Origin of the sequence: Gilliamella sp. B2887 (assembly GCF_026537015.1) — a bacterium.
Classification (GTDB): Bacteria; Pseudomonadota; Gammaproteobacteria; order Enterobacterales; family Orbaceae; genus Gilliamella.
Window position 1 is genome coordinate 94,632 of record NZ_JAFNMX010000008.1, and the last position, 12,299, is coordinate 106,930.

Genomic DNA, 12,299 nt, shown 5'->3' on the forward strand with positions numbered 1-12,299 from the left:
GTTTTCACACTAGGCGGTCAAATGATCGCCTAGTTTGTATTCTTATCTTTATTTTTTAATTTAAGAATATTCAACGAAAACTTAAAATAAAATTTTCAATGATTCAAATTTCATTTCAATCCTTTTCTGGAGGACAATGTGTCTAAACGCAGAGTTGTTGTTACAGGAATGGGCGTGATATCTCCAGTCGGTAATACAGTTGAATCCACTTGGCAAGCACTTTTAGCTGGTCAAAGTGGTGTTGAACTCATAGAACACTTTGATACAGCCCCTTTCGCAACGCGCTTCGCCGCTATGGTAAAGAACTTTGATGGCGAAGATTATAATATTTCACGTAAAGATGCGCGTAAAATGGATTATTTTATCCAATATGGTATTGCTGCAGGTATACAAGCAATGCAAGATGCGGGTATTGAAATAACGGAAGAAAATGCAGAACGTATTGGTTGTGCTATTGGTTCAGGTATTGGTGGACTTGGATTAATTGAAGAAAATCACAGTGCATTAGTCAATGGTGGACCAAGAAAAATTAGCCCGTTTTTTGTTCCATCTACAATTGTTAATATGATTGCTGGTCACTTATCTATTATTTACGGATTAAAAGGTCCAAGTATTACTATTGCTACAGCTTGCTCCTCTGGTGTTCATAATATAGGGCATGCTGCTCGTATGATTGCCTATGGTGATGCTGATGCAATGTTAGCCGGCGGTGGGGAAAAAGCAAGTACTCCACTTGGTATTGGTGGATTTGGTGCGGCTCGTGCATTATCTACAAACAATGATAATCCTAAAGGTGCAAGTCGACCATGGGATAAAGATCGAGATGGTTTTGTGCTTGGTGATGGTGCGGGCATTATGTTCTTAGAAGAATATGAACATGCCAAAAAACGCGGTGCTAAAATCTACGCGGAATTAGTTGGATTTGGTATGAGTGGTGATGCATATCACATGACCTCACCACCAGCGGATGGTAGCGGTGCAGCGTTAGCTATGAAATGTGCACTTCGTGATGCAGGTATAACTCCTGATCAAGTAGGATATATTAATGCTCATGGTACATCAACACCAGCTGGTGATAAAGCTGAAACGCAAGCGGTTAAAAGTATTTTTAAAGAAAATGCTAATAAAGTGATGGTTAGTTCAACTAAGTCTATGATTGGTCATTTACTTGGTGCAGCGGGTGCTGTTGAGTCAATTTTTACTGTGCTGGCATTACGTGATCAAGCTATACCACCAACTATTAATCTGGATAATCCAGATGAAGGTTGTGATCTTGATTATGTACCTCATACCGCTCGTCAAGTTAAGAATTTGGATTATGCACTTTGCAACTCATTTGGTTTCGGTGGAACCAATGGTTCAGTGTTATTTAAAAAAATCTAATTCTATTTTGCTTTCCCATCACGATAAATCGTGATGGGAGTAAGAAACTCTTTTCTATATTGCTGCCTAATAATGGTTAAAATTATTTAATCAAAAATATGCGGTGTATCCCATTTTTCCAAATTATTTAACGCATCAATCGCTAATGAAAGTCAAAGTGTATGTTGCAAGGTAATAAGATGCAATCTATACGTTTCACCTTTTTAATTAAAAATGACATTGTTATGTGTGGGGAATTTTATTTTATCCTTTATAACTGCTGCTATTATGATTGCTGCTGCACTATTACCAAAACTGCTATATACAAGGCTTTAATGCATTAGAGAAGGGCTTAAAGCAGAAATAAGCAAGGATTGGAAAAAGTATTATTAGTTGAAAACCCTTCTGAATATAAAAATTTAGCTGATGTGATGGATAATTCATTATAAGGTAAAATTAAAATGTACTAGTGATACTGGAGGGAAAAAGCCAGTAATACAGCTAAAGCTTTAGCTGAAAAACTCAGTTATTCTTGTGTCGTTGCACGAACTTTGGTTACAACAGATGCACCATATACTGCTTTGTTGATTATTTTTAAATTAATTATTATTTTAAACAATATTTTGTATTATCTGGAAATCCAGATTTAATTTTAGTTGATTCAAATGTTATAGCTAAGGTACCAACGCGACGTTTAGTGGTTAGAATAGGCGATGCAATAGCAACAGGGTTTGAAGCAGAAGATTTTCAAAAAATATATCCGCAAATATGAGAGAACGACCTGGAACTTTTACTGTTTTTCCATTAGAACAATTTTGTTTGATATATTATTAAAAGATGGTGCACAAGTAAAAGATGCTTGTGAATAAAATTTAATGGCTCTTGTATTAAAACATATCATTGAAACAAATATGCTTTCCAGGTCTTGGGTTTGAAAGTGGCGGATTATCTGTAGTCATGCAATTTATAATGGTTTTACTGCATTAGAAGCAATACATGATTATTGGCATAATACAAAAGCAAATGTAGCAATAGGTATTTCGCTATTTTAATGACGATTGACAGCGATTTAGAAATGATTGAAATCTTTTATAACTTTATGAGTTGATTGGATTATCAACAATCCTTGCAGAAATAGGTCAAATTGATATTTGTGATGAATACTTGATGAAAATGGATGCATTATGTTGTGTTTAAGAGGAGTCGATCTATAACTTACTTGTTGAAGCTAACTTAAATACATTATCTGCCGAAATAAAAGCAATAAATGCAGAAGGGTTATGTCTTAAAATACATTAAATAATCTATTTTCGATTATCCTATCTACAATTAAGAGTGCTGTCGTTGATTTTGTGTACAAGAGTTTTTATTATTGCAAACTTGTTTGAAGTTGAGCATGTAAACAGGATAAGAATATTCATCTTGCTTGTGTTATAATGCCAATCAATTTTATATCATTTTTATTTCCGGTAATTATGGCAGACCCCAAGTTTATTCATCTGCATTTACATAGCGATTTTTCCATGATTGATGGAATTGCTAAAGTGGATACTTTAGTTAGTGAAGTGAGCAAATTGCAGATGCCAGCTTTTGCGATCACTGATTTTACAAATCTTTGCGGATTGGTTAAATTTTATGGTTCAGCAATGTCCAAAGGAATTAAACCTATTATTGGTGCGGATTTAGTTATTAAAAACCCGCAATTAACAGATGACATTTATCAGTTAACATTATTAGCTGCAACTAATGAAGGATATCAAAATCTTACTTTATTAATTTCTAAAGCTTATCAGCGAGGTTATATTGGCGATATGCCAGTAGTAGATCAACAATGGTTGGTTGAGCATAGAGCAGGATTAATTGTTTTAGCAGGAAGAGAAAGTGATATTGGCATTGGTATCACTCGTAATAATCAAACAATCATTGATAATGGAATCAATTTCTATTTTCAAAATTTTTCTAATCATTTTTATTTTGAACTGGTACGTACAGGGCGTCTTAATGAAGAATTATTCATTCATACTGCCGTAAAACTTGCCGAACAATATCAATTACCTGTTGTTGCTACCAATGATGTCAGATTTTTAAAATCATCAGATTTTGAAGCTCATGAAATTCGTGTAGCCATTCATGATGGTAATACTCTTGAAGATCCTAATCGACCTAAAAACTACTCATCTCAACAGTATCTTCGTAGTGAACAAGAGATGTGTGAACTATTTTCGGATATCCCTGAAGCTTTGGAAAATAGCGTTGAAATAGCAAAACGATGCAATGTTACAATTCGACTTGGCGAATACTTCTTACCCAAATTTCCGACAGGAGATATGTCAACTGAAGAGTTTTTAGTCCATAAATCACTCATAGGTTTAGAAGAAAGACTTGAATTTCTTTTTCCCGATCCTGAAACAAGAAATCAAAGAAGATCGGAATATGATAAACGACTAGAGACAGAATTAAATGTCATCAATCAGATGGGATTTCCAGGATACTTTCTGATAGTTATGGAATTTATTCAATGGTCAAAAGATAATGATATTCCTGTTGGACCGGGTCGAGGATCGGGCGCAGGCTCTCTCGTTGCTTATGCTTTAAAAATTACTGATTTAGATCCATTAGCTTTTGATTTGCTATTTGAACGTTTCTTAAATCCTGAACGGATTTCAATGCCTGACTTTGATGTCGATTTTTGTATGGAAAAACGTGATCTGGTTATTGATCATGTTGCTGATATGTATGGTCGAGATGCTGTTTCACAAATCATTACTTTTGGTACGATGGCAGCTAAAGCGGTAATACGTGATGTCGGTCGAGTACTTGGACACCCTTATGGATTTGTTGATCGTATTTCTAAGTTAATTCCACTTGATCCAGGGATGACACTGGCAAAAGCTTTTGAAATTGAACCTCAGCTTCAAGATTTATATGATAATAATGAAGATGTTAAATCATTAATCGACATTGCCCGCCAATTAGAAGGTGTAACACGAAATGCGGGTAAACATGCTGGTGGAGTAGTGATTTCACCGACTAAGATTACTGATTTTGCACCAATTTATTGTGATCCAGAAGGAAATCATCCAGTAACGCAGTTTGATAAAAATGATGTTGAATATGCTGGACTGGTAAAATTTGACTTTTTAGGACTGCGTACATTAACCATTATCAATTGGGCAATTAAAATGATTAATGAACGTCAGTTAAAAAATGGTCAACCACCAGTTGATATCAATCGCATAGAACTTGATGATCAAAAATCCTTTGAGTTGTTGCTAAAAGCCGAAACCACAGCGGTATTTCAGCTGGAATCTAGAGGAATGAAAGATTTAATTCGGCGTTTAAAACCAGACTGTTTTGAGGATATGATAGCGTTAGTAGCACTATTTCGTCCTGGACCACTACAGTCTGGCATGGTAGATAATTTTATCGATCGTAAGCATGGTCGGGAAGACGTTTCTTATCCTGATATAAAATATCAACATGAATCATTAAAGCCAATACTAGAACCAACCTATGGTATTATTTTATATCAAGAACAAGTTATGCAGATAGCTCAAACCTTATCCGGTTATACTTTAGGTGGTGCAGATTTATTGCGTCGAGCTATGGGTAAGAAAAAACCTGAAGAAATGGCTAAACAGCGATCTGTCTTTAAAGAAGGAGCCGAAAAACAAGGTGTTGACGGTGAACTAGCAATGCGGATATTCGATTTAGTTGAAAAGTTTGCTGGTTATGGTTTTAATAAATCACATTCTGCTGCTTATGCATTGGTTTCCTATCAAACATTATGGTTAAAAACGCACTATCCAGCTGAATTTATGGCAGCAGTGATGACTGCGGATATGGATAATACTGATAAAATTGTTGGTTTAGTTGATGAATGTTTAAGAATGGGATTAAAAGTTAATCCTCCTGATATTAATAGTGGTCTTTACCATTTTCATGTGAATGATAAAGGTGAGATTGTTTATGGTATAGGTGCTATAAAAGGGGTTGGTGAAGGACCAATTGAAGCCATTGTTGAGGCTCGTAACAGCGGTGGATATTTTAAAAATATCTTTGAACTTTGTGCCAGAACAGACATGAAGAAAATCAATCGCCGTGTACTTGAAAAGTTAACTATGGCTGGAGCTTTTGACAAATTAGGACCACATCGAGCGGCGATTTTACATAGTATTAATGATGCCATGCAAGCTGCAGATCAATATGCGAAAGCACAAGATATAGGTCAAGAAGATATGTTCGGTGTTTTAGCCGAAGAGCCTGAGCAAGTTGAACATGCTTATGCCTCCGTTCCCGAATTGCCTGCTCAAGTTTTATTAGATGGTGAGCGAGAAGCATTAGGACTATATTTAACAGGCCATCCAGTAACTCAGTATTTAAAAGAATTAAATCGTTATTCTGGTGGGTTAAGGATAAGTGAGGCTTCTCCAACTGGTTGGGGAAAACTCGCAACCTTTGCAGGTATAGTTGCAGATGCTAGAGTTAGGATAACTAAAAAGGGTAATAAAATTGGTTTGTTTACCTTAGATGATCGTTCTGGTCGTATTGATGGCATGCTGTTTACCGATTCTTTAGAAAAATTTGGGCATCTACTTGTAAAAGATAAAATTCTCATAGTGTCAGGACAAGTTAGTCATGATGATTTCAATGGTGGACTAAAAATGTCAGTCCGAGATATTGTAGATTTAAAAGATGCTAGAGCAAAATATGTAAAAGGCCTTGCTATTACATTAACTGAAATTGAAACTAATCGTTCAATACTACAACGATTACAACAAGTTTTTGAGCCTTATCGCCATGGAAGTGTACCTGTAAATTTATATTATCATCGCGAAGATTCTGTAGTACGTATTCAATTTGGTACTACATGGCGAATAATACCAGAAGATGCTCTAATTGTTGAATTAAAAACATTGCTTGGTAACGATCGTATTGAATTTGAATTTGATACATAATTACCTATCAATTGAGCATTATTGATTTAAAATATTGGATCAATAAAGTCACTATTATTAAAAACTAGTGACTTTATTTTTGAATAATTGAAGTAAATTGATATAAATATTGGTGACTTCAATAACTATTACATAGTAGAATTGACTTAATTTTATCTTAAGAAATAGTCAGTATACTGTAGTTAATGATGTATTTTTTAGGAAATACAAATAAAACAAGAGGCAATCATAAGCGTTATGAACAATTTTTTGGAATTTGAAAAGCCGATAGCGGAATTAGAAGCAAAAATTAATTCCTTAAAGAACATTGATTCGCAACAAGTAGAATTAGATTTAAATTTAGATAAGGAGATTAAACAATTAAATCGAAAAAGCCGCGAGTTAACTAAAAAAATATTTGCAAATCTATCACCTTGGGATGTAGCACAATTAGCTAGACATCCCAATAGACCTTATACATTAGATTATATAAAAGAAATTTTCACTGATTTTGATGAGTTGGCAGGCGATCGCGCATATGCTGATGATAAAGCAATAGTTGGAGGTATCGCTCGTATTGATGAACGTGCGGTTATGGTTATCGGTCATCAAAAAGGACGAGAAACCAAACAAAAGATATATCGTAACTTTGGTATGCCTGCTCCAGAAGGATATCGTAAAGCATTAAGGCTAATGCAATTAGCTGAGCGTTTTAAATTACCTATTATTACTTTTATTGATACTCCTGGTGCATATCCTGGGATTGGTGCTGAAGAAAGAGGTCAAGCTGAGGCTATTGCCAGAAATTTAAGAGAAATGTCACGTTTAAAAGTACCTACAATTTGTACTGTTATTGGTGAAGGAGGGTCTGGAGGTGCACTTGCAATTGGTGTAGCAGATAAAGTTAACATGATGCAATATAGTACTTATTCGGTTATCTCGCCAGAAGGTTGCGCATCTATTTTATGGAAAAGTGCTGATAAAGCATCCGTTGCAGCTGAAGCCATGAACATGACCGCTGATAAATTACTTAAACTAAATCTTATTGATGCGATTGTACCTGAACCACTAGGTGGAGCTCATCGTGATTACTCTAAAGTAGCTGCATCATTGAAAAAACAATTGATTAGCGATTTAGATGAACTTGAAAATATGGATTTATCGACTTTACTTGAAAGAAGATTTCAACGATTAATGAACTATGGTTATGTGAGATAAATTTAAATCTGGAATTTATAATGGAAAAATCGACAGGATTACAGCGCATTGTTAATGCTACAAAGTATTCTTTAAAAGGCTTTAAATCTGCAATTAAATATGAAACGGCATTTCGACAAGAGCTAATTTTGTTGTTGGTAGCTTATGTGACAGTAATGATAATTGATTTCACAATCTATGAACGAATTTTATTACTTGGTTCAATAGGTTTTGTTATGATTGTAGAATTACTTAATAGTGCTATTGAATGCGTTGTTGATCGGATCGGTAGTGAGAGACATGAATTATCTGGACGAGCGAAAGACTATGGTTCTGCTGCCGTATTTATGTCTCTGTTATTAACAGTTATTTTATGGATTTATCTATTTTCTTGTCATTTTTTTTCTTAATTTTATCTAAACGTGATGTTTTATGAAACATCGTGACAGAAAGGAAATCTACTATAGCCAACCATATTAAAAATGCGAGATCGTCACTCGCATTTCAACAAAGTTAATACTATTCTGAAACCAGTTCTTTAGCAATAATACTACCTGTTCTCTCAACATCTAAGATATTTTTCAACCATGGTAATATTGTTTGCATTTGTTCATGTAATTTCCAAGGTGGATTAATCACCAACATCCCAGATGCAGTCATACCTTTCTGATTATTATCTGGTTTGATTGCTAATTCAAATTGTGAAATTCGTCTAATTCCCAATTTAATAATACTATCGATCATTTTTTGCGTTTGTGTTCGTGATACAACTGGATACCAAATTAGATAAACACCCGTTGCAAAACGTTTATAAGCTTCAAATAATGCTTTAGGTAATATTTGATAATCTTCTTTGATTTCATAAGATGGATCAATTAAAATAATTCCACGTCGAAACTCATGTGGTAGCTTGGATTTTAATTGTAAAAAACCATCTTCACGTAATACCTTTGCTCTTTTATCTTTATTGAATTCCTGGCGTAATAATGGATAATCTGTAGGATGTAATTCAGTTAAATTAAGCTTGTCTTGTTGTCTTAATAATTGTTTAGCAATTAAAGGCGAACCTGGATAATATTTTAATTCACTAAAAGGATTATATCGTTTTATTATAGATAGATAGGTATCAAGAGGCTCAGGTATATTAGATTGTTGCCATAGCATATTAATACCTGATAAATATTCACCTGTTTTTTCTGAGTGCTCACTTTTTAACAAGTATCTTCCCGCACCAGAATGTGTATCTAAATATAAAAAAGGTTTTTCTTTTTCTTTTAGTGAATTGATACATAATGTTAATACAATATGTTTTAATACATCTGCATGATTTCCTGCGTGATAGCTATGCCGATAGCTTAACATGACTTATTTGACCTCTTTTGTTCATTTTTCTGCATATAGAAAGTTGTTAATGCTAGACTTAAAAGACATGGAATTTCCATCAATTCTTCAATGAGATCTTTTCGATCAGGCTCTAGAACCAAAAATTCATATCCCAAACGTCTATGTTCAGCAATATCAGCAATACCTAAGAAAAGAAATGCAAAAAATAAGTGCCAAACGGGAATTATCTCAAATTTATATCGACGAATTATCTCTTGACGAATAGAGGGTAAAAAGATACTTAACAATGGTATTGCAATAATAATACTAGCAATAATTTTGTAATAAATACGAGGAATATCAGGGAAAAAATCGCGTCCCCAACTAATGCCTCGTCCAAAAAGCATAAACCACCAAAATATTGTCCAAATCCAAAATTTATAAAGGTTTAAATTATACTTGACGCTTTTAGCATAATGATATGTATAACAACACATAAATAACAAGAATAATGATTGTATATGTTCAATTAAGCTAACGGTTAATTTATTGTCTAATGGAAGCCAAAAGTTACCAGTGATATATAGAAGAACGCTCAAAATCACAATAAACATAGAGCTTTTGTAAAAGTGCGTATCAAATTTAGGCATAATTTATTTCAAGAATTAAACAAAATTTTTAAGTTTAAGTATAGTACCGCATTTACGACATTGATAACTAGTTTTATTCTTTCTAATTTTATTATGTCGTATTGGTGATAAATAATGTTCTTGGCAATCACAAATATATACATACTCGAAACGTTTGAAAATAAAATTATGGGTGACTTTAGGTTGTTTCTTCATTATTTCAGACATGACATATTGCCATTCTTTACCATGAGGTTTTACCTTTCCATAGCTTTGAAAGGTAATAAGATGAGCTAATTCATGGGGAACGACTTCATCAATAAAATTTTTCCCATTTTCATAAAGCATTGTAATATTAAGTTGAATTTCCCAATGATTTAATACTGCACTACCTGCTATACTACCTTTTGATTTATAGATAACTTTTGGTTCTTTATATTCAGTCCCTAGCAGTTGATTGGCTTGATTTAAGTACTCTCTCAAACAAGCCATCACCTGATTATGTAAATAAATTGGTATATGTTTATAATCCTGCCGCATCGCGAAGTAGTGCTGCTTTATCGGTTTTTTCCCAAGGAAAGATATCTCGACCAAAATGACCGTAAGTTGCAGTTTTTTGATAAATTGGTTGAATCAGATCAAGCATTTGAATTAACCCATAAGGTCTTAGATCAAAAAATTCTTTGATTAACGAAATAATTTTATCGTGTCCAATTTTCTCAGTGCCAAAAGTATTAACATAAACAGATGTTGGATTAGCAACACCAATTGCATAAGAAATTTGTAACTCACATTTATCAGCAAGTCCTGCTGCAACAATATTTTTAGCAACATATCTTGCTGCGTAGGCAGCGGAACGGTCTACTTTTGAAGGATCTTTTCCAGAAAATGCACCACCACCATGACGAGCTGCACCGCCATAGGTATCAACAATAATTTTTCGGCCAGTTAAACCACAATCTCCCATAGGACCACCAATTACAAAACGCCCAGTTGGATTAATAAAGTATTTAGTTTTAGAGGTTAACCATTCGGCAGGTAATGTCGGTTTAATGATTTCTTCCATTACAGCCTCTTGTATAACTTTTTGTTCGATACCTTCTGAATGTTGGGTCGATAAAACAATTGTATCGACACCTTTTATCTGACCATTTTGATAAATTAATGTGACTTGACTTTTTGCATCAGGCCTTAACCAAGGAAGTGTACCATTTTTTCTTACTTCAGCTTGGCGGCGCATCAAATCATGAGCATAGCTGATTGCGGCGGGCATCAAGTTAGGCATTTCATTAGTTGCATAACCAAACATAATACCTTGATCACCAGCGCCTTGTTCTAATGGATCTTCTTTATCCACGCCTTGATTGATATCGGGGGACTGTTTACCAATTGCATTTAACACGGCACAAGAATTTGCATCGAATCCCATTTCTGAACTAGTATAACCAATATCATTAATTGTTTTTCTGGTTAATTCTTCTATATCTACCCAAGCAGAAGTTGTAATTTCACCTCCAACTAACGCCATACCTGTTTTTACATATGTCTCGCAAGCAACACGAGCTTTTGGATCTTGTTTTAAAATTGCATCAAGTACGGCATCAGATATTTGATCTGCAATTTTATCTGGATGACCTTCTGAAACAGATTCTGATGTGAATAGAAATTCTGACATAAAATACCTTTTTAACTTAATAGTGTCTAACGCTGAAAATATAATATTCAGCTTTTAAGTGCCTATTTTAGCAGTTTTACCATCTAGACGTCTATCTTAATAGTTTATAAAATAAAAGCAAATTTATTAGAAATAAAATTACTTGCATTAATTTCTATTCAATTTACGATATCGCTCGTTTTTTATTTTATTATCTAATAAAGTTTAATTTACTATGAATAGTATAAAACAATCTCCTAGTGTGTTGGTATTTGATTCTGGCATTGGTGGATTATCCGTCTATAAAGAAATTTACAATAAAATACCTAATGCGCATTATATTTATGCATTTGATAATGAAATGTTTCCTTATGGTGATAAATCGTCAGAAGTTTTGGTTAATCGAGTTAATGCTGTTATTAAAACTATTAATAAATTTCAACAAATCGATTTAGCGGTTATTGCATGCAATACGGCTAGCACTATTTGTTTACCAAGTTTACGCTCTAACTTTTCTTTTCCTATAGTGGGCGTAGTACCTGCAATTAAACCTGCAAGTTTACTAACTAAAAATAGATGTATAGGATTATTGGCAACAAAAGCCACGATTGAAAGGGCTTATACAACAAATCTTATTAACCAATTTGCTAATCATTGTTCAGTTAAATTATTAGGTTTGTCTGAATTAGCACTCATAGCAGAAAATAAATTACAAGGTATTGCTGTAGATATGCAATATTTGAAAAAATTGATGCAACCATGGCTTAATATGCAAACTATTCCTGATACAATAGTTCTTGGCTGTACTCATTACCCGTTTATTAAAGAAGAGTTGCAGATGATTTTTCCTCAAGTTAATTTTATTGATTCAGGTTATGCAATTGCAACTAGGGTATATAATCTATTAAAAGACAAGTATGACGTAAACAAAATACCATTATTTAAAAAAGAAAATATTATATTAAGTACAATCTGCAATCAGTCCGTTGAAAAATTGATTAAAAAATTAACTAAATATAATCTTGATAAATATCAGTGTATTAATGTCTTTTCTGTTTAAAGGTTATTCGAACGAATAAATATTTAATCTTTTTTACTTGCCAAAAAAAATGAAGTGCCTATAATGCGCATCCACTGACACGGCGTCATCGACAAACAGAGACAGCAGGTGTAAGTGAGCAAGGTCAAAAATTTTGA

The 12,299-nt window shown here is 33.7% G+C and carries 9 protein-coding genes; 5 read left to right on the plus strand and 4 right to left on the minus strand.

Features of this window, described 5'->3' with window-relative positions; all coding sequences use genetic code 11:
• Positions 1–138 precede the first annotated feature (138 nt).
• From fabF to J3U13_RS07870, 4 genes are all read left to right on the plus strand, one after another.
• A complete protein-coding gene (fabF, locus tag J3U13_RS07855) occupies positions 139–1,383 on the plus strand; it encodes a beta-ketoacyl-ACP synthase II (RefSeq protein WP_267341276.1) in 1,245 nt (414 codons plus the stop codon).
• A gap of 1,454 nt (positions 1,384–2,837) precedes the next feature.
• On the plus strand, positions 2,838–6,320 hold the full coding sequence (dnaE, locus tag J3U13_RS07860; RefSeq protein WP_267341277.1) for a DNA polymerase III subunit alpha: 3,483 nt from the start codon (positions 2,838–2,840) through the stop codon (positions 6,318–6,320).
• Positions 6,321–6,557: 237 nt separating this feature from the next.
• Positions 6,558–7,517 carry an acetyl-CoA carboxylase carboxyl transferase subunit alpha gene (gene accA / locus J3U13_RS07865; protein WP_267341278.1) on the plus strand — a complete coding sequence of 320 codons (960 nt, stop codon included), beginning with the start codon at positions 6,558–6,560 and terminating at the stop codon, positions 7,515–7,517.
• A gap of 20 nt (positions 7,518–7,537) precedes the next feature.
• Positions 7,538–7,906 carry a diacylglycerol kinase gene (locus tag J3U13_RS07870; RefSeq protein ID WP_267341279.1) on the plus strand — a complete coding sequence of 123 codons (369 nt, stop codon included), beginning with the start codon at positions 7,538–7,540 and terminating at the stop codon, positions 7,904–7,906.
• 109 nt (positions 7,907–8,015) lie between these two features.
• Here the strand turns inward: J3U13_RS07870 and J3U13_RS07875 are convergent, their stop codons facing one another.
• The 4 genes from J3U13_RS07875 to metK form a co-directional block, all read right to left on the minus strand.
• Positions 8,016–8,858, minus strand: a complete 843-nt coding sequence (locus J3U13_RS07875) for a 23S rRNA (adenine(2030)-N(6))-methyltransferase RlmJ (RefSeq protein WP_267341280.1) — start codon at positions 8,856–8,858, stop codon at positions 8,016–8,018.
• On the minus strand, positions 8,852–9,226 hold the full coding sequence (locus J3U13_RS07880) for a hypothetical protein (RefSeq protein ID WP_267341281.1): 375 nt from the start codon (positions 9,224–9,226) through the stop codon (positions 8,852–8,854). Before J3U13_RS07880 ends, J3U13_RS07875 begins: the two co-directional genes overlap by 7 nt.
• Before the next feature lie 258 nt (positions 9,227–9,484).
• Positions 9,485–9,988, minus strand: coding sequence for a SprT family zinc-dependent metalloprotease (locus J3U13_RS07885; RefSeq protein ID WP_267341282.1), 504 nt, complete (start codon positions 9,986–9,988; stop codon positions 9,485–9,487).
• Positions 9,972–11,123 (minus strand): methionine adenosyltransferase, encoded by a 1,152-nt coding sequence (metK, locus tag J3U13_RS07890; RefSeq protein ID WP_267341283.1) that lies wholly within the window; start codon positions 11,121–11,123, stop codon positions 9,972–9,974. The genes J3U13_RS07885 and metK overlap by 17 nt, the downstream gene beginning before the upstream one ends.
• A 214-nt stretch (positions 11,124–11,337) precedes the next feature.
• Here metK and murI point away from each other — a divergent pair, with 214 nt between their 5' ends.
• Positions 11,338–12,162: a glutamate racemase gene (gene murI / locus J3U13_RS07895; protein ID WP_267341284.1), complete on the plus strand. Its 825-nt coding sequence runs from the start codon at positions 11,338–11,340 to the stop codon at positions 12,160–12,162.
• The last annotated feature ends 137 nt before the right edge of the window (positions 12,163–12,299 follow it).

What these genes read in the sequence shown, in the direction of transcription:
- metK (WP_267341283.1), bottom strand. Translation starts at nt 11,123, where the DNA reads ATGTCAGAATTTCTATTCACATCAGAATCTGTTTCAGAAGGTCATCCA.
- murI (WP_267341284.1), top strand. Translation starts at nt 11,338, where the DNA reads ATGAATAGTATAAAACAATCTCCTAGTGTGTTGGTATTTGATTCTGGC.
- J3U13_RS07880 (WP_267341281.1), bottom strand. Translation starts at nt 9,226, where the DNA reads ATGCTTTTTGGACGAGGCATTAGTTGGGGACGCGATTTTTTCCCTGAT.
- accA (WP_267341278.1), top strand. Translation starts at nt 6,558, where the DNA reads ATGAACAATTTTTTGGAATTTGAAAAGCCGATAGCGGAATTAGAAGCA.
- J3U13_RS07885 (WP_267341282.1), bottom strand. Translation starts at nt 9,988, where the DNA reads ATGCGGCAGGATTATAAACATATACCAATTTATTTACATAATCAGGTG.
- dnaE (WP_267341277.1), top strand. Translation starts at nt 2,838, where the DNA reads ATGGCAGACCCCAAGTTTATTCATCTGCATTTACATAGCGATTTTTCC.
- J3U13_RS07875 (WP_267341280.1), bottom strand. Translation starts at nt 8,858, where the DNA reads ATGTTAAGCTATCGGCATAGCTATCACGCAGGAAATCATGCAGATGTA.
- J3U13_RS07870 (WP_267341279.1), top strand. Translation starts at nt 7,538, where the DNA reads ATGGAAAAATCGACAGGATTACAGCGCATTGTTAATGCTACAAAGTAT.